We start from the raw sequence: 19,886 nt of genomic DNA, 5'->3' as shown, positions 1-19,886 counted from the left end.
TACCTCCTTGTTATCCCAGTGCCGCCATGAGCAGCCAGGACAACCCATATAAGATATAGATATGGGCAGGATAGAAAGCATAGAAGAGCTTTCCATAGCCGGCTCCGCGCTTGCCATTATAGCATAAGAGCAGCGGCGCCGCAAAAACAGCGCCCATCCATTCATAATACATGGTAAACATCTGGGACAGCTCAAAACCGGGCCAGGTCCTCACCTGGAGGTAGACGAATACAAAATGCCACGCAAAATTGACGATGATCATGGCAGCTATCTGGAGCCCGCGGTGCTTATGGGTCAAATACAGGACAATGCCCGTCAGCAGGATAGGCAGTGTCACATCGCCGGAAATATTGAGCATGGGGAGCAAAGTATAGCCGAGGATGCCGGCTGCCGTAGCGCCGACCGGGCCTGTGCCGCTTATCGCCGCAGCCAGGAACGGCCATGCCAGAAGCAGGAGGAGCACCCCGCAGCCCGCCGCTGCCTTTTTTATCTTCCGGCTGGCAATCCAGTCAAAAGCCTGGAAACAAACGATCAGCAGGACAAAGGATGACATCATGGCATTTTGCGGATAAAACCCATCCGGCCGAACCAGAAAGCCGCCGAATCTCATGAAGAACAGCAGCAGGCCCATGGGAACTGAGATACAAAGCATTTTGAACAGATATTTTCTCCGGCTTCTGGTGTGCAGAAAGCCCTCCACCAGACAGAAGAGAAACAGCGGGGCGGCCAGGCGGCCTGCCAGTCCGAACCACCAGGGAATAAGGCCGGTGTATCCGAAGAAGTAATAAATGTGATCCATCAGCATGGACACAAGGGCAATTACCTTCAGCCCCGTCCCGGTGATACCACGCTGGTTAACGGCCGGCTGTACTCCGGCCATCAAAATAGTTTTATCGCTCATAAGAAACACTCCTTGCTGTGCGGTGTTATGATAAGCCGCATCTGATTGTATTCTCATGATAACAGGCATTTATAAGGGCTTTATAAGGAAATACAAAAAATCTCCCCGACTGAAATTACAAAACCGCGGCCTCTTACGATATCCGGGCAAAAAAATAAGACCTGCAGATGAGTAATCTACAGGTCTTATTTTTGGACGGAGAAAGAGGGATTTGAACCCTCGCGCCGCTATTAACGACCTACTCCCTTTCCAGGGGAGCCCCTTCAGCCGCTTGGGTATTTCTCCATGGCTAAATCAAACTATAAACTATATAGGATAAAGTATCCTGACGGAGAAGGTGGGATTCGAACCCACGGCCCCTTACGGAGTCACTGGTTTTCAAGACCAGCTCCTTAAACCACTCGGACACCTCTCCAAATGACGCTTGATTAGTATATCATCTGAAAACAGGCTTGTCAAGACTCATACCTGAAAATTTTTCCACCTGCCTAGTTCTGTCCGGAAGCCAGAAAAGCCTCTGCTATCAGCATATCCTCCGGCGTTGTAATTTTAATATTCCGATAACTGCCCTCCACCAGATAAACGGGACAGCTCTCCATCTGCTCCAGAATCATAGCATCATCTGTTGCATAAGTATTGCCATCCTCCACGAATTTTATGTACGCGTGCTGAATCAGAGAAGTTTCAAATACCTGCGGCGTCTGCACCTGCCAGAGCCTGCTCCGTTCCGGTGTAGCCAGAACACTTTGATCCGCTCCCGCAATTTTAATCGTATCCTTTACCGGCACACCCACCACACAGGCCTTCTTCTCCTGAACGGCCTGGTACGCCCGCACCAGTATATCCTGTGTCAGAAATGGTCTGGCCCCGTCGTGGATAAAGACATATCCCTCTTCCTGTATGGCCGCAAGGCCATTATACACGGAAAGATACCGTTCCTCTCCGCCCTCCACAAACCGGCTCACCTTCTGAAATCCATATTTCTCCACAATTTCAGTCCGGCAGTAATCCATCTCTTCTTTTCCTGTCACCAGGATTATTTCATCAACAAAGCTTTCTTCCAGCGCTTTCAGCGAATAGTAGAGAACCGGATAACCTCCCAGCTGCATATACTGCTTTGCCACAGGAGACCTCATTCTGGTTCCAAGGCCCGCCGCCAGTAATATAGCAGATACCTTCATCTCTGGTTTTCCTTTCCTGAGCGTATATGTTGAATGTCCGCCCGGATCTTAACGCTCCCCCAGTTTCAGATTAGGAACAGCATTCAGATCCAGTCCGTGGCGCACGCCCTTCTGATATTCATAGTAGGCGGCAGCCCCAATCATTGCAGCATTGTCTGTACAAAATATGGGGGATGGATAATATAGCTTCACGCCGCGTGTCCGGCAAGCCTCCTCCATCCCTGCCCGAAGGGCAGAATTCGCGGCCACTCCGCCGGCCATAGCCACCTTTTCGATTCCGAATGCCTGTGCCGCCTCCAGCGTCCTTTTTACAAGCACGTCCACAACAGCCTCCTGGAATGAAGCTGCCACATCCGCTTTATTTACCGTCTCACCCCGCATCTGACAGCCATTCATGTAATTTAGGACGGCCGACTTTAACCCGCTGAAACTAAAGTCAAAAGGGGCTCCTTCCACTACCGCTCTCGGAAACGCAATTGCTTTTTTATTTCCCTCTCCGGCAAGCTTATCAATCTTAGGTCCTCCCGGATACCCCAGGCCGATCGCCCGGGCTACTTTATCAAAAGCCTCCCCTGCCGCATCATCTCTGGTTCTTCCCAGGACTTCGTACTCACCGTACTCTTTCACTTTCACCAGATGGGTATGTCCTCCGGACACCACCAGGCACAAAAACGGAGGCTCCAGATCGGGATGTTCGATATAATTGGCAGATATATGCCCCTCTATATGATGAACTCCCACCAGATCTTTCTGTGCGGCAAAACTGACCGCCTTTGCCTCCGCCACGCCTACCAGCAGCGCGCCCACAAGGCCCGGTCCATAGGTCACCGCTATCGCATCCATATCTTCCAGTTTCATCTCCGCTGTCAGGAGAGCCTCCCCGATCACCTGATTGATCCTCTCAATATGCTTTCTGGAGGCAATCTCAGGAACCACACCTCCATAGAGCTTGTGAATATCAATCTGTGAAGAAATGATATTGGACAAGACACTGCGCCCATTCTTTACCACAGCTGCCGCCGTCTCATCACAGGACGACTCAATCGCCAATATATAAATATCTTTTTCTTCCAACTTAAAGTTTCCTCCTATTGATCCTTTTCAAACTCCAACACGGTCGTCATGCCGTCTTTTCCAAGGCGGGTATCCGGAAATACTTTTCTGGTCTCCTCTATAAAGTTGCCCGGCCACACCAGGGACGGACTGTAATGAGTCAGCCACATCTGGGATACCCCTGCCGTCTTCGCCAGATCGGCAGCCTCCAGAAAAGTCATATGCCGGCGTTCCATGGCCTTTTGCGCGGCCTCCTTCTCTCCGTACATGCCTTCGCAGATAAAAAGATCTGCGCCTTCTGCATGCTCCGCAATCGTTCTGACCGGTCTGGAATCGGTACAATAGGTCAGTTTTAACCCCTTTCTCGGCGGCCCCAACACCATATCGGGCGTAAAGGTCCTGCCGTCCAGCTCGATAATCTCGCCCTTCTGCAGTTTGCTCCAGCAGCGCTTCGGCACCTGATTCTCGTCCGCTTTTTCCACCGAAAACCTTCCGGCGCGCGGTATAACCACGGAATAGCCGTAACAGGTAACATTGTGCTGAACCCGAAATGCCTCGATCTGATAGTCATTGATGCAGATCGTCTGTTCAGGGCCTGTCAGTTCAATAAATTTAAGTTCAAAAGGAAGCTCCGGGGCAATTACCCGCAGCGCGCCCACCATCCGTTCCAGTCCCTTCGGGCCGATCACGGTTACAGGCTGTGTTCTGGCCGCATTTCCCATAGACAAAAGAAGCCCCGGAAGTCCGCTCACATGATCTGCATGGAAATGTGTAAAACAAATCACATCAATATCATGAAAACTCCATCCGTGCTCCCGGATCGCAATCTGTGTCCCTTCGCCGCAGTCAATCAGCAGACCGCTGCCGTTGCACCGGGTCATCAGGGCCGTCAGCCACCGTCCCGGCAGCGGCATCATTCCGCCCGTTCCCAACAAACATACATCCAGCATAATATACCCCCGCATATCGCAGCATTGTAAGTCTGCCAGGACCCGGACGGGCAAAAGCAGCCTACAATATTTCTTTCTTATCCATTTTTTCTACAGGAATTACAAACTGTCCTGTAATGGCATCATAACACTCTTCACATAAATAAAAATGATGGACCTCAAGGTCCTTCCGGGAAAAATACCCCCAGTCTTTTCTGCCCTCAAACAGGTCCTCCGCCAAAAGGCCGTTCTCCATTTTCAATTCTCTGCCGCAGCAGTTGCATCGTATTTTCTTTATCTCATCCATAGTGTATTCCTCCCGTCTCCATTATACAGCCGGAGGGGAGGTCATACCAGTGGTAATTCCTTCAATTTGGCTGCCCATCTGCCTTAAGAATCATCAAAACAGCATTCTCCCGGGGCCTGTCATAGAAGTTTTTCCGAAGACCATTCACCGCAAACCCCAGGCTTTCATAGAGCCTGATCGCCGCCTCATTGCTCTCCCTCACTTCCAGGAAAAAAGTAGATATCTGCCTCTTTCTGCCCCTGCGGATCAGCTCCGTAAGCATCTCTCTTCCGATTCCCCGGCGTCTAAATGAAGGTCTGACCGCCACATTTGTAATCTCTGCCTCGTCCAATACACACCACATGCCGCAGTAACCCGCCAGCTTCTCTTCCTGAATTGCAGCCAGATAAAGCGTATCCGGACGGTCCAGTGCATCAAGAAACCCCTGTTCACTCCAGGGCAGTGCAAAAAGCTCAGCTTCCAGTTCGGCCGCCGCACCTGCATCCCCCGGTTCCATCCTGCGCACAATCATCCTTTTGCTTCCTGTTCTTTCCGCTCCCGCTCCGCCTGAGAAAGCCTCAGATAAACCGGACGGTGTTCCGCCGCAGATTCCACTCTGCCTGCTTTATAATACTCCCAGGCCAGCATGCCCACAGCTCCGGCTCTCTGTTTTGCCTGATGTGCCGGTGCGAAACGGTAAGGCACCTGAACCTTCTCCGCCAGCTGTTCCTTATAAACAGGCACGCCGTCCCCCAGAAAGATCACAGGGCGTCCTAATTTATTCAAATCCTCCGCAATCTCATCCAAAGAGACCGCCCGTTCTTCCTCAAGGATCTGAAATTGATCTCCGCTAAAGGTATATATCCCGGTATATACCTGATTTCGCCTGGCATCCATCAGCGGACAGATCAGGTCACTTACGCCGAACAGATTATAAGCTAACGCATCTACCGTGGGAATACTGATCAGAGGCTTTTTTAAAGCCAGCCCCAGCCCCTTTGCCGTAGCCGAACCAATCCGAAGCCCTGTGAAGGACCCTGGTCCGCAGGCCACAGCAATGGCGTCGATCTCTTCCAATGGCTGTTCAACCATTTTTACAATTTCATTGATCATCGGAAGAAGGGTCTGAGAATGAGTTTTCTTATAATTCACCGTATACTCCGCGATCAGGTTGTCCTCCTCTGTCAGGGCAACCGACGCCACCAGTCCGGAACTGTCAAGCGCTAATATCTTCATAGTTATCCCCCCTGCATATCGCAGGTTAACCTGCGATACTACACAACAAATGATGATTTGCTTCGCAAATCATCTTATTGTCAATAAGTAGTTTGAAACAACTTTTGTTTCAAACGTTCTACCTCTTTGTAATAATGATCCGCCGGTAGTCAAACCCCCGGTCCAGATCCTTTTCAATCAAAATATCTGTATAGTGCTCCGGCAGTATATCCTCAATCAGTTCCGCCCATTCAATCAGGCAGATACCGGAGCCGTAAAAGCAGTCCTCATAGCCGATCTCTTCCATCTCTTCCACATCCCCGATGCGGTAAACGTCAAAGTGATAGAAAGGCATTCTGCCCCCCTGGTACTCCTGAAGGATGGTAAAGGTCGGGCTGTTTACGGGCTCTTCTATCCCAAGCCCCCCCGCGAATCCCTGGGTAAATACTGTCTTTCCCACTCCCAGGTCCCCGTTCAGACAGTATACTCCCGGGCCTGCCGCTTCTTCGGCCAGTTTCCTGCCCAGCTCATAGGTCATAGAGGGTTCAAATGATTCATATATTACTTCTCTCATCATACATTCTGGTCTTTCTGTTCTTCCTCCGGGCCGTTATCTGCACATTCCTCCTGCACCGCGGCCGGTTCTCTATAATCTCTTCTCTGCTGCTGAATATATTCATATAATTCATCTTTTTTTCCGCCCAATTCCCGATCCGGCAGAATGTAGGCCCGTATCTTGTCCAGATAAAGAATAAGCCCCTTCTTCGTCTTAATGACCCTTCTCAGCTGATTCCACGCAAGGGCAAGCTGTTCCCCCTCCTGCTCTACCAGAATTCCGTCTCCATTGAACGTATAATTCAGCGGCTTTTTAAACATAGGATTTAAGAGAACCTGCTTGTGGGCCTTACTGAACAGGGAGACAGGCTGGATGACTAGAAACATTGCGGCTATAAATGCCATCAGAACCCGCATCATCGTATCATATCCGGAAAAGTTCACGATAAGCATGACAAGTGCCAGCGTGCTGAGCAGCAGACCCAGCCTTCCGGCAAAAGAAGTATATGCATGACGGAACATAAATCTGGTCATATCATTACCGTTTATATTGACTGAAAACTTAAATTCTTTCTCCACGTTTGGCTTCCTCTCTTTACAATTCTCCGGCTTTACCGGCTGATTCAGATCCGTTCTGTTTTTTCTCACGTATGTTTGATTATAGCACCGATTTTAAAACCAGACAATATAGAACAAAGAGAATTAGAGCCGAAACCCTACAGTTTCATGGTCAGCTGAATCCGTTTTTTATCCAGATCAACACGGAGTACCTTCACTTCCACGATATCCCCCACGCTCACTACTTCCAGAGGATGCTTTACAAATTTATCTGCCAGCTGGGAAATATGGACCAGGCCGTCCTGATGCACGCCGATATCTACAAACGCGCCGAAATCAATTACATTGCGGACAGTTCCCTTTAATATCATACCCTCTTTCAGATCCTTCATCTCCAGCACATCAGTCCTTAGAATAGGCTTTGGCATTTCCTCTCTGGGGTCTCTGCCCGGCTTCTCCAGTTCTTTTATAATATCCTTTAACGTCAGTTCCCCGACGCCCAGTTCCTCACTCAGCTTCTGAATATTGGCTATCTTTTTTCCGAGTCCCGGAATTCCTCCCTTTATATCTTCGGGCTTATAGCCGCAGCGTGTAAGAAGCTCCTTCGCCGCCTGATAGGATTCCGGATGCACGCTGGTGCCATCCAGCGGATTTTTCCCGCCGGTAATTCTTAAGAAACCGGCACACTGCTCATATGCCTTCGGTCCAAGCTTCGGAACTTTTAACAATTCCCGTCTGTTGCCAAACCGCCCCGAGTCCTCTCTGTAAGACACGATGTTTTTCGCAACGGTTTTAGATATACCGGATATATATTCCAGAAGCGAGGCGGAAGCAGTATTTAAATCCACGCCTACTTTATTTACACATTCCTCCACAACCCCTCCCAGCACTTCTCCCAGACGTTTCTGGTTCATATCATGCTGGTATTGTCCAACGCCGATGGATTTGGGATCTATTTTAACCAGTTCGGCAAGAGGGTCCTGTACCCTTCTCGCAATGGAAACCGCACTTCTTTGTCCCACGTCAAAATTCGGAAATTCTTCTGTCGCCAGCTTGCTGGCAGAATAGACGGATGCCCCCGCCTCATTTATAATCAGATATTCCACCGGCCGGTCCAGTTCCTTCAAAAGATCCACGATGACCTGTTCCGACTCCCTGGATGCAGTTCCATTGCCCACAGAAATGAGAGAGATGTCATATTTTTTCACCATACTCTTTACAATCCGTTTCGCTTCCTCCACCTTTTTCTGAGGAGCTGTGGGATAGATCACAACTGTATCCAGCACCTTGCCGGTAGGGTCCACGACAGCCAGTTTGCAGCCGGTCCGAAAAGCCGGGTCCCAGCCCAGCACGGTCCTGCCCGAAATCGGAGGCTGCATAAACAGCTGCTCCAGATTTTTCCCGAATACCTGAATCGCACCGGTCTCCGCCCTCTCTGTCAGCTCGTTTCTGATCTCACGTTCTATAGCAGGCTGAATTAACCTGTGATAGCTGTCCTCCGCCGCTGCCCGCAGCACCGGTTCTGTATTTGGGTTTTCTCTGGTTATGATCTGCCGGCACAGATAGCTGATTATCTTATCCTCAGGCACCTCAATCCGTACCGTTAATATCTTTTCCTTCTCTCCTCGATTGATGGCCAGAATCCGGTATCCGGCGATACTCGATACCTTCTCCTGAAAATCATAGTACATTTCATAGGGAGAATCCGTTTCCTCTTCCTTGGCCTTCGATACGATCAATCCTTCGTTCCAGGTCAGTTTACGTATCGCATCCCTGTAAGAAGCATTATCAGAAATTCCCTCCGCCACGATGTCGGCTGCTCCCGCAATGGCTTCCTGGACCGTAGTAACTTCTTTCTCTTCAGACAGATACTCTAACGCAGCCTTTTCAAGCGGCTCATTTAACATCTGAAGCAGCAGCAGGTTTGCCAGTCCTTCAAGCCCTTTTTCCTTGGCAATCGTGGCCCTTGTCCGCCTCTTCGGACGATATGGGCGATACAGATCATCTACTTCTACCTGCGTTTTTGCAGCCAGGATTTGACTTCTCAGTTCTTCCGTCAGAGCTCCCTGCTCCTCGATGCTGCCGATCACCTGTGCTTTTTTCTCTTCCAGATTCCGAAGATAGGTCAGCCGCTCGCTCAGGTTCCGAAGGACCTCATCATTTAACGCTCCATGCTGCTCCTTCCGATATCTGGCTATAAAGGGAATCGTATTCCCCTCGTCAATCAGACGGATTACCGCCTCCACCTGCCAGAGTCCTATATTTAACTCTTCTGCCAGCTGTTTTGCTATATTCATCAGTCTCTACCTGCCTTTCTGTTCATGGAAATTTCTATTCCGGTCAGGAAAGAAAAATACAGGAGTTACCGGCTCCTGTATTTTATATCCGGCGGGAAGCTATTACATCTCTTCCCGCTTTTATTCTGTTTCAACCGGATCTGCATAATACCTTCTAAATAAAGAGCCCTAACGTCTGATTACAGATCACCCAGACCAAATTTATCATGGATTGCATTCGCGGCTCTCTCTGCCATCTCTTCCTCAATCAGTACAGTTACGCGGATCTCAGAAGTGGAGATCATCTTGATGTTGATGTTCTGCTCGAACAGAGCCTCAAACATCTTCGCAGCAACGCCCGGATTGTTCATCATACCTGCGCCCACGATAGAAACCTTTGCTACGTCTTCTTCCACAGACACATTCTCACAGCGGATGCTGCTCTTGCGGTGTCTGTCAATCACAGCCAGCGCTTCTTTTAAGTCATCCTCAGAAACGGTAAAGCTGATATCCTTTTTCCCGTCACGGCCCACAGACTGTAAAATAATATCCACATTTACATTATATCTTGCCAGATGATGGAACAGTTTAAAAGCAATGCCCGGATAATCATCCAGACCGATTACTGAGATACGAGCTACATTTTTATCGACTGCTACGCCGCTTACAAGCATTTCTTCCATTTCAATTTCTCCCTTCACAATGGTTCCTTCGGATGTATTTAAGCTGGACCTTACAATCAGCTGTACGCCATATTTTTTAGCCATTTCTACTGAACGGTTGTGCAGTACTCCCGCACCAAGAGTAGCCAGATCCAGCATCTCGTCATAAGTAATTGCGTCCAGCTTCCTGGCTGTCGGCACAATTCTTGGATCTGCGGTATAAACACCGTCTACATCGGTATAAATCTCACATGCATCTGCATGAAGCGCTGCTGCAAGCGCAACTGCCGTCGTATCCGAGCCCCCCCGGCCAAGCGTGGTATAATCGTCAAACCGGTTGATTCCCTGAAAACCGGTAACCAGCACTATTTTCCGGTTATCCAGCTCGCTGCGGATTCGTTCTGTATCAATTCTTTTCAATCTGGCATTGCCGTAAACCCTTGTGGTGTGCATGGCGATCTGAAACGCATTCAGCGACACAGCCGGCACTCCCAGAGCATCCATTGCAAGCGCCATCATGGCAACTGATACCTGTTCTCCGGTGACCATCAGCATATCCAGTTCCCTTTTGGTGGCATTGGGATTGATTTCCCTGGCCTGTTCCAGCAGTACGTCAGTGGTTTTTCCCATGGCCGAGAGCACCACAACTACCTGATGTCCCTTCTTGTAATCTTCAATACACCTTTTTGCCACATTATAAATTCTCTCTTTATCAGCGACCGATGTGCCGCCGAACTTCTTAACGATTAACATAGCATCCTCCCGCTTCTTTCTTATTCTGAAAACAACTTATCGATTAATGTATAACCATCTTCAATGAAATTACCGCTTTCCCCTGCAGTAAATTCATTGTAGACCTGATCCTTCTCCTTTGCCTGATGCCTGCTGTCAAAGAGCAGGTAGGGAATCGGATCGCTGGTATGGGTCCGGCACCGGATCGGCGTAGGATGATCCGGCAGAATCAGCATACGGTATTCCACGTTTTTCTCTGCCATCTCCCGCTCAATCACCCGGACTACCTGATCGTCGATAGATTCGATTGCCTGGATCTTGTTCGTTACACTGCCCTGATGCCCCATCTCATCCGGAGCCTCCACATGTACGTAAACGAAATCGAAGCCATCCTCGGTCAGCGCTTTTACAGCGGCCTTTGCCTTTCCTTCATAGTTCGTATGAAGGGTGCCGTTTGCACCTTCCACAATAATATTTGTCATTCCGGCGCCCACTGCGATCCCCTTCAGCAGGTCCACCGCAGAGATCATCGCGCCTTTCTTCTTATATTTCTCTTCAAAAGAATCCAGGGCAGGCCTTGTACCGGCTCCCCAGAACCAAAGGGAATTGGCTTTGTTAAGACCTTTTTTTGCTCTCTCAACATTAAGAGGGTGATTATTTAAGATCTCATAGCTTTTCTTCATCATATCCCGCAGGACAGCGTCCTCAGGAAGATAATCCCCGATCACTCTTGTCAGAATATCATGGGGCGGAGTCAGCGGCACGACCTGGCCGTTATCCCAGATCAGAAGATGCCGGTAACTGGTTCCAACATAAAAACGGTAGATTTCATTTTCCAGTTCCTTCCGGACTGCGTCCAGCAAAACGGCCGCATCCTCTGTGGAAATTTCACTGGAACTGTGATCCAGAATCGTTTTCTGTTCGTAGGGCAGACTGTCATCAGAGACAGTTACAATATTACACCTCAGTGCAATATCCGTTTCCTTCATATCCACACCGATACTCAGTGCTTCCAGCGGAGAGCGGCCTGTATAATATTGTCTTGGATTATAGCCCAGCACCGCCAGGTTCGCCGTATCACTTCCAGGGCTCATTCCCTCCGGAATCGTCTTTGCCAGCCCGATCTCTCCCAATCTGGCCAGATGATCCATCGCCGGCGTTTTACTATAAGAAAGAGGGGTATTGCCGTTCAGCTCATCAAGAGGCTCATCCGCCATCCCATCTCCCAGAACAATCATATATTTCATCGTCATTTCCATGCCTTTCTTCCTGCATATTGTATCCGGCTATTCAAAATCCACCCTAATCCGGCTGATCACATTGCCGAGCTTTTCAGCCCTCTTCGCATAGTCAGCCTCGGAGACCGGCTCCGTCACAAACGCATATTCCTGTTCATTTCCGATTGAAACCTCACAGACAGCTCCAAATAATTCCTGTACTCTGGCCGCGTTTTCCGCTTTGCCGCCGGCAAGGCGTACAAAGAATTTCTGCATGGAGGTCCTGATATCCGCAAGTTCCAGTTTCTTGCAGTTCCATATGATCGGCACATTAACGCCCATATGCTTTGCGGCGTCAATCACATCAGCCACAACCGCGCTGGCCGTCGGAAGCTTTCCTGCTCCCCTGCCGTAAAACATTGCGTCGCCCAGAACATTGCCGCGCACAAAGATACCATTGAACACGTCATGTACGCTGGAGAGCGGATGCTCCTCCCGGATCATCATCGGCGCAACCATGGCATATACCTGGTCCCCTACCTTCTTGCTGGAGGCCAGCAGCTTAATCGAAGCGTCCAGAGCTTTGGCGTACTCAATATCTTCGTCTGTTATCTTAGTAATACCTTCTGTATATATATCTTCATAATCCACCTGCATTCCATAGGCAAGGGATGTTAATATCGCAATCTTTCTGCAGGCATCGTATCCTTCCACATCCGCTTCCGGATGACGCTCCGCATAGCCCAGATCCTGAGCCTCCTTTAATACTGTCTCAAAGCTCAGGCCCTCCCTGGTCATTTTAGTCAGGATGTAGTTTGTCGTTCCATTTAATATACCTGTAATTTCTTCAATCTCATCTGCGGTCAGAGACTGATTTAACGGCCGGATAATGGGGATACCGCCTCCTACACTGGCCTCAAAGAAGAAATTCAGTTTCTTTTCTCTTGCCAGGCCAAGCAGCTCTGCTCCATGCTTCGCGACCAGCTCTTTATTGGAAGTACATACGCTCTTTCCATTTTCCAGGGCCTTCCGGACAAACTGATACGCCGGATTTACCCCGCCCATCGTCTCAACAATAATCTGGACATCCGGGTCCTGCAAAACTTCGTCGGCATCATGCACCAGAATATCCATAACCGGGTCTCCCGGAAATTCCCTCAAATCTAATACCTTCTTTACCTCAACCGGCTGTCCAACCCGTCTGGCGATGCTGTCGTGATTGAGTTTCAAAACTTCCATAACACCGGAACCGATTGTGCCGTAACCTAATATTGCAACATTAATCATTTTATTCCTCCATTCCGGAGCATTGCGACGGGGCGAAGAGAAATTCGCGAAGGCGATTTCTCTTCTGCCATAAAAGCTATTTGTGATGCTCCGGCACAAATAGCCGTATGAAAAATAAATTAATCAAACTTATTTTTCATACTACCCCCCATATTCGTCACATCTGCACAGCAGATGAAATGTCTAAGTCTATTCTAAAGTCTGGAAAATTCAGGTATCGTTTCATCTCGGCCTTCCTTTTCACAGCCCATTAGCACTCTATTCTCTTGCCAGTATCTTTAATGAATGAATTCCTTCCAGCGCCTCGATATCCTCGATCATGTCAGTCACCTGAGCTCTGGTAGAATCCGTCTGCAAACTAACGGTGAGAGAAGCAATCCCTCCAACCGGTATACTCTGATGTATCGTCAGAATATTTGCACTGTGCTCCGCCACCTGATGCAGTATCCGGGAGAGCAGGCCCGGCTCATCATCCAGCTGCAGCATAATCGTAATTGTCTTGCCTCTTGAATCATCATGAAATGGAAAGATATCATTTTTATATTTATAGAAAGAACTTCTGCTGATGCCAACCAAATCGGTCGCCTCCTGAACGGTCAAAACCTTCTCCGCATCCAGCAGCCGCTTGGCCTCCACCACTTTCAGAAGAACTTCTGGAACTGCCTTTTTCTTAACGAGATAATACTTCTCTTCTTTGCTCATATTTCATACTCCACTATTTGTCAAACGCACTCCAACAATCTATCTGATTTCAAGTACGCCTCGGCGTACTTGCTGCGAGCCGCACGTCATGCTTTGCATGACATCATACATCTGTGCGGCTCTGCATTCCGCCGGAGGCTTTATCTTGGAAGGAGACTGGGCTCCCATAAGACGAATTTGTTATTTACTGTTATTTACTCACCACCTATGGAGGTGGGAGTCTTATCTACTTCCAAGATAAAAGGGCCGGTAAGCCGGCCATCCTCAAGCAGCGCTATTCATTTTTGTATGTTCCGGAAATACATTTGTTTTTCCTTGAAAGATATTACCACACAAAAACTCAGAATGCAAGAAAAAACAGCGAAGTATGGCAGAAAAAACACTGCCATACTTCACCACGTAACGAAGGAACATTTTCACTCGCAGCTCTTTCACTGTTCCGCAGGGACACCTTCACTGAGCTGCAGCTTTCACGATTCCTTCTTCCTTCTTCATTATTCCCTCTTCATTCTATATGTCCACTCCCAAGAACTTCTTCACCAGCAGGCCTACCACAAAGGACAGCGCCGCCACGCCCAGGCTGATGCAGGCCATCTCTGCAAACCTGCGTTTAAACGGCAGACCCTTTGCCACCGCAATATAATAGTTAAAAGCCGCTATAATAACCACAACCGTGACAAGCATTGTTCCCAGCGCAAACATCCACTGCTCCGGTGAAAAGATCAGATAGGGCAGAACCAGCAGAGTTACAGTAACCAGATAGGCTATTCCTGTATAGATGCAGGATTTAAATGCATTTTCCTCCCCATCGCTTTTGGCGGATAGAAACTCAGATGACGCCATAGAAAGCGTTGCAGATATTCCGGTAATCAGGCCGGAAAGCGCAATTATACGGGTATTCTGCAGAGCCAGGGACAGCCCGGCAAGTGTTCCGGTTAGTTCTACCAGCGCGTCATTCATTCCCAGTACCATGGAACCCACATATTGGAGCCTCTCTTCATCCAGCATGCTCATCAGCGCATCTTCATGCGCATTTTCCTGCTCCCGGATAGCTGTGCTTTCCGGTATCTCCTGTTCCAGTCTGCCGTAGACGTCCTGTGCCCCTTCCTCGCCATTTTCCATCAGCTTTATCACAAAGGTAAACCCCAGTAAAGCTGCCATAATTTTTCTCCTGAGCACTTTTCCTCTCTGCGGTTTTTTTACTTCCCCGGTGTACTTCTCCCATATTTTCGCATGCCGCTCTTCCTCCTGTGCAAGCCGCAGCAGGACTGCCTTGTTTTCCCCGTCTTTGACTCTGGACGCAATCGCCCGGTATGTAGCGGCTTCTGTCACCTCATTTTGCTGCATCCTTCTGATAATACGCAGAGATTCTTCCGAGATTTTTTCCGGATTCCCCATAGAAATACCCCCATTCTCTTCATAGATTTCTTTGGGTAATATCATACCATATTTCGACATAAGATCCCACTGATAAATATGCATTAGCCAGCTGCATCGGGCGTACCTTCCTATGGAAGGAAAAAGGCCTGCCAGGAGTTCTGATCCCGGCAGGCCGTATGAAATGTTATTCATTTTGTGCTGAATTAGTCTGTCCGGAGTTGATCCATTTTAAGTAGGCATTGATAAAAGGATCTAAATTCCCATCCAGAACAGCATTTGCATTCCCTATTTCTTCATTCGTCCGATGATCCTTCACCAGAGTATAGGGCTGCATGACATAAGAACGGATCTGGTTGCCCCAGCCGATCTCCTTCACCTCGCCGCGGATTCCTGCTTCTTTATTCAGGTTCTCCTGCTGTTTCAAAAGATACAGCTTGGCTTTTAACATCTGCATCGCCTTGTCTTTGTTCATATGCTGGGACCGCTCATTCTGACACTGCACCACAATGCCAGTCGGATAATGGGTAATACGAATCGCCGAGGAGGTCTTATTGATATGCTGACCGCCGGCTCCACTGGAACGATAGGTATCAATCCTGATATCGTCATCCTTAACCTCAATATCCAGATCTTCCTCGATATCTGGCATTACATCGCAGGATACGAAAGAAGTCTGCCGTTTTCCCTGGGCATTAAAAGGAGAAATCCTGACAAGACGGTGTACTCCGTGTTCGGATTTCAGATAACCGTAGGCATTTTCCCCATTCACCTGGAGCGTAACGGACTTAATCCCCGCTTCCTCACCATCCAGCGAATCCAGAATCTCAGTGGTATAGCCTCTTTTCTCAGCCCACCGCTGATACATCCGAAACAGCATGCCGCACCAGTCACAGCTCTCTGTTCCGCCCGCCCCTGCATGCAGGGTGAGAATAGCTCCGTCTTTATCATATGGGCCGTTTAACAGAGTTGCGAGCTTAAGGGTTTCAAGCTCCTCGATAAATGCGGTGAGGGCAGACTCCACCTCAGGAATAACAGAGGCGTCATTTTCTTCATACCCCAGCTCCAGAAGCGTCTCCACATCTTCATAAGCAGAAGTAAGCTGCTCATACTTTTCCACCACATCTTTTAAATTCTTCAGTTCCTTCATATAGTCCTGGGAGCGTACCGGATCATCCCAGAAATCCGGCGCCTCCATTATATTTGACAATTCTTCAATCTTTAACCTTTTATTAGCCAGGTCAAAGTGAATCCCCCACTTCGACTAAGGGTTTTGCATAGGTACTCAAGGTATACTTGTACTGATCTAATTCGACCACTTATTGTCACTTCCTTCCACAGCAAAATTTATATTTTTTACCGCTTCCGCAGGGACAGGGATCGTTGGGCATAATTTTCTTCCCTTCTCTGCGGACCGGGCCGCGCACATCGGTTCCGTCTTTGTTGGTTCCCGTCACTTTGGCAACCTGCTCTCTCTCTACATTCTGTTCAATCTTAACATGCATCAGCGCGTTTACCGTATCTTCGGCAATCGCCTGAGTCATCTCGTTAAACATATCAAATGCAAGGAATTTATATTCGGTAAGCGGATCTCGGTTGCCGTATGCCTGCAGACCGATTCCCTGGCGAAGCTGGTCCATATCATCGATATGATCCATCCACTTCCGGTCAATCGTCCGAAGCAGAATAACCCGCTCAACCTCACGCAGATGCTCCGCTTCCGGAAACTCTGCTTCTTTGGTCTCATACAGCTTCACGGCCTCCTCTTTCAGACGCTGGATCAGCTGATTCTTTTTTCCGTGTTTCTTTTCTTCTTCTGTCAGCTCCACCGGCTTAATCGGAATGACATTGAGGATGGTCTGGTTCAATTCATCCAGATCCCACTCTTCCACAGGCGTGTCGTCTCCAATACAGCGGTTAGCCATTTCTTCCACCGTATCGGTGATCATTTTAATGACAGAGTCTCTCATATTGTCGCCGTTTAAGACTCTTCTTCTCTCTGCATATATGATTTCTCTCTGTTCATTATTTACCCGGTCATACTCCAGCAGGTTTTTACGGACACCGAAGTTATTGCCCTCTATTCTTACCTGAGCCTTCTCAATGGCAGAAGTCAGCATATTGTGATGCAGCTCTTCTCCCTCAGGAATACCCATAGAATTAAACATGGACATAAGACGATCCGAGCCAAACAGGCGCATCAGATCATCCTCCAGGGAAATATAGAACTTGGATTCACCAGGATCTCCCTGACGGCCGGAACGTCCGCGCAGCTGGTTATCAATACGTCTGGCCTCATGGCGTTCAGAACCAATAATGCGCAGGCCTCCCACCTCAGCGACGCCTTCGCCAAGCTTAATATCCGTACCACGGCCTGCCATGTTGGTTGCAATCGTAACCGAACCCATCTGACCGGCGTCTGCTACAATCTCCGCCTCCAGTTCATGGAATTTGGCATTGAGCACTTTATGAGGGATTCCCTTCTTCCGGAGCATATCGCTCAGTTCCTCGGAAGCCTCGATGGTAATCGTACCAACCAGTACCGGCTGGCCTTTCTTGTGCGCTTCCATAACCGCGTCTACAATGGCGCTTAGCTTTTCTTTCTTTGTCTTAAAGACAGAGTCTTCATGATCCACACGGACAACCGGTACATTGGTAGGTACCTCGATTACGTCCATGCCGTAGATCTCTCTGAACTCCTTTTCCTCAGTGAGGGCCGTACCGGTCATACCGCATTTCTTATCGTACTTATTAAAGAAGTTCTGGAACGTGATCGTCGCCAGAGTCTTGCTCTCTCTCTTTACCTTAACGTGTTCTTTGGCCTCGATTGCCTGATGGAGTCCGTCGGAATAGCGGCGGCCAGGCATAATACGGCCGGTAAATTCATCTACGATCAGAACCTGATCATCTTTTACCACATAATCTTTATCCCGGAACATCAGGTTGTGTGCGCGAAGCGCCAGAATGATATTGTGCTGGATTTCCAGATTCTCCGGGTCCGCCAGATTCTCAATACGAAAGAACTGCTCTACCTTCCGGACGCCGTCTGCCGTCAGGTTCACATTTTTGTCTTTCTCATTCACAACGAAATCGCCCGTTTCCTGAGAATCTTCCTTCATGATAATATCCATCTTGGAAAGTTCCTTCTCAGTACCGCGCACCAGCTGTCTGGCCAGAATATCACAGGCCTCATACAACTTGGTGGACTTTCCGCTCTGACCGGATATAATCAGAGGCGTTCTGGCCTCATCAATTAAAATAGAGTCGACCTCATCAATAATCGCATAGTGAAGATCCCGCATAACCAGCTGTTCCTTATAAATTACCATGTTATCTCTCAGGTAATCAAATCCCAGCTCGTTGTTGGTTGCATACGTAACGTCACAGGCATATGCCTCTCTTCTCTCGTCATTGTTCATGGCATTTAAGATAACGCCTACCTTCATGCCCAGAAACTCATGAATCTGTCCCATCCATTCCGCATCACGCTTTGCCAGATAATCATTTACCGTTACAATATGGACTCCCTTCCCTTCCAGCGCATTTAAGTAGGTCGGCAGGGTTGCCACCAGGGTCTTTCCTTCACCGGTCCGCATCTCTGTAATTCTGCCCTGGTGCAGGATAATTCCGCCCAGCAGCTGCACACGGTAATGGCGCATGCCCAGTGTACGCTTGGATGCTTCCCTCACGGTTGCAAAGGCTTCTACAAGCAGATCGTCTAATGTTTCTCCATTCTTCAGTCTATTTTTAAACTCAATCGTTTTGCCGCGCAGTTCTTCATCGGATAATTTCTCATATTCCGGCTCCAGTGCCTCAATTTTATCCACAAGAGGCATAATCAGCTTTAATTCTCTCTCGCTGTGCGTGCCAAATATTTTACTAAAAAAACCCATGATTTTTCTCCTATATTTCTCCTAACTGGTTTTTTTGCGTAGGTTCACAGGACTTATTGTATCATTTCTCATATGAGTAAGCAACGTTTTTTTGCCGCTTACAGCCCGCCGCAGGCTTTGGTACCTGCAATACAAGCTTCTCCCATTTGCCCGATTTTATGTTTTACAGTACGAAAAAAGAGGCACGCCTGCAAAGCAGCCGTGCCCCCTGTTATATACTGCCGACCGGCTTTTCTTCCTCTCAGATCGCCATCGGCACTCTTTCCTATACTCTCTAGAACTCCGATTCAATCAAACCGAACGTTCCGTCTTTCCTCTTATAAACCACACTGACCTCATCCGTCTCCGCATTTCTGAACACGTAGAAACTGTGTCCCAGCATGTCCATCTGCACACAGGCTTCCTCCGGGTCCATGGGTTTTACCGCGAATCGTTTGGTTCTGGTAATCCGAATCTCATCATCTGCATCATACTCTTCATCCACAAATGCCTGACTGAAGCTCAGGGCAGAACGCTTCCTCTCCACCAGTTTATTCTTATATTTCTTAATCTGACGTTCAATTATTTCTTCTACCAAATCAATTGTAACATACATATCATCGCTGGCCTGCTCGGCCCTGACAATGTTCCCCTTCATGGGAATCGTTACTTCAACCTTCTGTCTTCCCTTCTCAACAGACATGGTAACGATACACTCCGTTTCAGCTGTAAAGTACTTCTCCAGCTTACCCAGCTTGTTCTGTATCGCGTCCTTCAGGCCTTCTGTAATCTCCAGATTCTTACCACTGATAATAAAACGCATACTCGTCAACTCCTTTACGGGTTATTCTGCGTCCGCAGCACAAGCCGCCCGCAGCAAGCAGGATATGGAACACGGTTGTCACCGGGCCAAATCCATCCTGTCCGGTGTCTCCTGCTTATATAAAATAGTATACCATACATTTGTTATTATTCAATAACAGCACTTGTTTTTTTATACTATTTCCTGTCCATTCCCTATTTTGCTGTTTTCCAAGATAATTCACCCATATTATCTGATATAACTCAATATTATTTGACAAC

At 48.4% G+C, this 19,886-nt stretch carries 18 protein-coding genes and 2 tRNA genes; all 20 read right to left on the bottom strand.

Going from position 1 to position 19,886, the window contains the following annotated elements:
- Positions 1 to 10: 10 nt before the first annotated feature.
- The gene (locus tag ABCW47_RS13275; protein ID WP_343210417.1) at positions 11 to 901 is read right to left on the bottom strand and encodes a TraX family protein; all 891 of its coding nucleotides are present in this window, start codon (positions 899 to 901) and stop codon (positions 11 to 13) included.
- 196 nt (positions 902 to 1,097) lie between these two features.
- Positions 1,098 to 1,186, bottom strand: a tRNA-Ser gene (locus ABCW47_RS13270).
- 44 nt (positions 1,187 to 1,230) lie between these two features.
- Positions 1,231 to 1,316: transfer RNA gene (locus tag ABCW47_RS13265), tRNA-Ser, on the bottom strand.
- Positions 1,317 to 1,389: 73 nt separating this feature from the next.
- Positions 1,390 to 2,082, bottom strand: coding sequence for a 2-C-methyl-D-erythritol 4-phosphate cytidylyltransferase (ispD, locus tag ABCW47_RS13260; protein WP_343210416.1), 693 nt, complete (start codon positions 2,080 to 2,082; stop codon positions 1,390 to 1,392).
- A gap of 48 nt (positions 2,083 to 2,130) precedes the next feature.
- A complete protein-coding gene (gene tsaD / locus ABCW47_RS13255; RefSeq protein ID WP_343210415.1) occupies positions 2,131 to 3,156 on the bottom strand; it encodes a tRNA (adenosine(37)-N6)-threonylcarbamoyltransferase complex transferase subunit TsaD in 1,026 nt (341 codons plus the stop codon).
- Positions 3,157 to 3,170: 14 nt separating this feature from the next.
- Complete coding sequence (locus ABCW47_RS13250) at positions 3,171 to 4,085, bottom strand: ribonuclease Z (protein ID WP_343210414.1); 915 nt, start codon at positions 4,083 to 4,085, stop codon at positions 3,171 to 3,173.
- 61 nt (positions 4,086 to 4,146) lie between these two features.
- Positions 4,147 to 4,371, bottom strand: a complete 225-nt coding sequence (locus tag ABCW47_RS13245; RefSeq protein WP_343210413.1) for a hypothetical protein — start codon at positions 4,369 to 4,371, stop codon at positions 4,147 to 4,149.
- A 61-nt stretch (positions 4,372 to 4,432) separates the two neighbouring features.
- Complete coding sequence (rimI, locus tag ABCW47_RS13240; protein WP_343210412.1) at positions 4,433 to 4,882, bottom strand: ribosomal protein S18-alanine N-acetyltransferase; 450 nt, start codon at positions 4,880 to 4,882, stop codon at positions 4,433 to 4,435.
- Complete coding sequence (gene tsaB / locus ABCW47_RS13235) at positions 4,879 to 5,586, bottom strand: tRNA (adenosine(37)-N6)-threonylcarbamoyltransferase complex dimerization subunit type 1 TsaB (RefSeq protein WP_343210411.1); 708 nt, start codon at positions 5,584 to 5,586, stop codon at positions 4,879 to 4,881. The genes rimI and tsaB overlap by 4 nt, the downstream gene beginning before the upstream one ends.
- A gap of 118 nt (positions 5,587 to 5,704) precedes the next feature.
- Entirely contained in the window at positions 5,705 to 6,139 is a 435-nt protein-coding gene (gene tsaE, locus ABCW47_RS13230) for a tRNA (adenosine(37)-N6)-threonylcarbamoyltransferase complex ATPase subunit type 1 TsaE (protein ID WP_343210440.1), read from the bottom strand.
- The gene (locus ABCW47_RS13225; RefSeq protein ID WP_343210410.1) at positions 6,139 to 6,699 is read right to left on the bottom strand and encodes a YcxB family protein; all 561 of its coding nucleotides are present in this window, start codon (positions 6,697 to 6,699) and stop codon (positions 6,139 to 6,141) included. Before ABCW47_RS13225 ends, tsaE begins: the two co-directional genes overlap by 1 nt.
- Before the next feature lie 137 nt (positions 6,700 to 6,836).
- Positions 6,837 to 8,975 (bottom strand): Tex family protein, encoded by a 2,139-nt coding sequence (locus ABCW47_RS13220; RefSeq protein WP_343210409.1) that lies wholly within the window; start codon positions 8,973 to 8,975, stop codon positions 6,837 to 6,839.
- A 179-nt stretch (positions 8,976 to 9,154) separates the two neighbouring features.
- Positions 9,155 to 10,369 (bottom strand): aspartate kinase, encoded by a 1,215-nt coding sequence (locus ABCW47_RS13215; protein WP_343210408.1) that lies wholly within the window; start codon positions 10,367 to 10,369, stop codon positions 9,155 to 9,157.
- A 20-nt stretch (positions 10,370 to 10,389) separates the two neighbouring features.
- The gene (locus tag ABCW47_RS13210; protein ID WP_343210439.1) at positions 10,390 to 11,595 is read right to left on the bottom strand and encodes a cofactor-independent phosphoglycerate mutase; all 1,206 of its coding nucleotides are present in this window, start codon (positions 11,593 to 11,595) and stop codon (positions 10,390 to 10,392) included.
- A gap of 39 nt (positions 11,596 to 11,634) precedes the next feature.
- On the bottom strand, positions 11,635 to 12,852 hold the full coding sequence (locus ABCW47_RS13205) for a homoserine dehydrogenase (protein WP_343210407.1): 1,218 nt from the start codon (positions 12,850 to 12,852) through the stop codon (positions 11,635 to 11,637).
- A gap of 258 nt (positions 12,853 to 13,110) precedes the next feature.
- On the bottom strand, positions 13,111 to 13,554 hold the full coding sequence (locus tag ABCW47_RS13200) for an ACT domain-containing protein (RefSeq protein ID WP_343210406.1): 444 nt from the start codon (positions 13,552 to 13,554) through the stop codon (positions 13,111 to 13,113).
- 510 nt (positions 13,555 to 14,064) lie between these two features.
- Complete coding sequence (locus ABCW47_RS13195) at positions 14,065 to 14,952, bottom strand: VIT1/CCC1 transporter family protein (protein ID WP_343210405.1); 888 nt, start codon at positions 14,950 to 14,952, stop codon at positions 14,065 to 14,067.
- Positions 14,953 to 15,118: 166 nt separating this feature from the next.
- Positions 15,119 to 16,250 (bottom strand): peptide chain release factor 2 gene (gene prfB / locus ABCW47_RS13190; protein WP_343210404.1). Its coding sequence is split into 2 segments (ribosomal slippage): positions 15,119 to 16,174 and positions 16,176 to 16,250, totalling 1,131 coding nucleotides; the frame shifts between segments, so codons are not numbered across the junction.
- Between the two features lie 6 nt (positions 16,251 to 16,256).
- Positions 16,257 to 18,824 carry a preprotein translocase subunit SecA gene (gene secA / locus ABCW47_RS13185; protein WP_343210403.1) on the bottom strand — a complete coding sequence of 856 codons (2,568 nt, stop codon included), beginning with the start codon at positions 18,822 to 18,824 and terminating at the stop codon, positions 16,257 to 16,259.
- A gap of 274 nt (positions 18,825 to 19,098) precedes the next feature.
- The gene (hpf, locus tag ABCW47_RS13180) at positions 19,099 to 19,626 is read right to left on the bottom strand and encodes a ribosome hibernation-promoting factor, HPF/YfiA family (protein ID WP_343210402.1); all 528 of its coding nucleotides are present in this window, start codon (positions 19,624 to 19,626) and stop codon (positions 19,099 to 19,101) included.
- Positions 19,627 to 19,886: the final 260 nt, after the last annotated feature.

Origin of the sequence: Anaerolentibacter hominis (genome assembly GCF_032380675.1) — a bacterium.
In the GTDB taxonomy this organism is placed as follows: Bacteria; Bacillota; Clostridia; order Lachnospirales; family Lachnospiraceae; genus Anaerolentibacter; species Anaerolentibacter hominis.
Note: the sequence above shows the minus strand (reverse complement) of the source record. Positions and strands in the feature narration are given on the sequence as shown.

Excerpts from the sequence above, each read along its gene's own strand:
- rimI (WP_343210412.1), bottom strand. The coding sequence starts at position 4,882 with ATGATTGTGCGCAGGATGGAACCGGGGGATGCAGGTGCGGCGGCCGAA.
- ABCW47_RS13245 (WP_343210413.1), bottom strand. The coding sequence starts at position 4,371 with ATGGATGAGATAAAGAAAATACGATGCAACTGCTGCGGCAGAGAATTG.
- ABCW47_RS13275 (WP_343210417.1), bottom strand. The coding sequence starts at position 901 with ATGAGCGATAAAACTATTTTGATGGCCGGAGTACAGCCGGCCGTTAAC.
- secA (WP_343210403.1), bottom strand. The coding sequence starts at position 18,824 with ATGGGTTTTTTTAGTAAAATATTTGGCACGCACAGCGAGAGAGAATTA.
- ABCW47_RS13210 (WP_343210439.1), bottom strand. The coding sequence starts at position 11,595 with ATGAAATATATGATTGTTCTGGGAGATGGGATGGCGGATGAGCCTCTT.
- ABCW47_RS13205 (WP_343210407.1), bottom strand. The coding sequence starts at position 12,852 with ATGATTAATGTTGCAATATTAGGTTACGGCACAATCGGTTCCGGTGTT.
- ABCW47_RS13215 (WP_343210408.1), bottom strand. The coding sequence starts at position 10,369 with ATGTTAATCGTTAAGAAGTTCGGCGGCACATCGGTCGCTGATAAAGAG.
- ABCW47_RS13220 (WP_343210409.1), bottom strand. The coding sequence starts at position 8,975 with ATGAATATAGCAAAACAGCTGGCAGAAGAGTTAAATATAGGACTCTGG.
- hpf (WP_343210402.1), bottom strand. The coding sequence starts at position 19,626 with ATGCGTTTTATTATCAGTGGTAAGAATCTGGAGATTACAGAAGGCCTG.
- tsaE (WP_343210440.1), bottom strand. The coding sequence starts at position 6,139 with ATGAGAGAAGTAATATATGAATCATTTGAACCCTCTATGACCTATGAG.
- ABCW47_RS13195 (WP_343210405.1), bottom strand. The coding sequence starts at position 14,952 with ATGGGGAATCCGGAAAAAATCTCGGAAGAATCTCTGCGTATTATCAGA.
- tsaB (WP_343210411.1), bottom strand. The coding sequence starts at position 5,586 with ATGAAGATATTAGCGCTTGACAGTTCCGGACTGGTGGCGTCGGTTGCC.
- ABCW47_RS13250 (WP_343210414.1), bottom strand. The coding sequence starts at position 4,085 with ATGCTGGATGTATGTTTGTTGGGAACGGGCGGAATGATGCCGCTGCCG.
- ABCW47_RS13200 (WP_343210406.1), bottom strand. The coding sequence starts at position 13,554 with ATGAGCAAAGAAGAGAAGTATTATCTCGTTAAGAAAAAGGCAGTTCCA.
- ispD (WP_343210416.1), bottom strand. The coding sequence starts at position 2,082 with ATGAAGGTATCTGCTATATTACTGGCGGCGGGCCTTGGAACCAGAATG.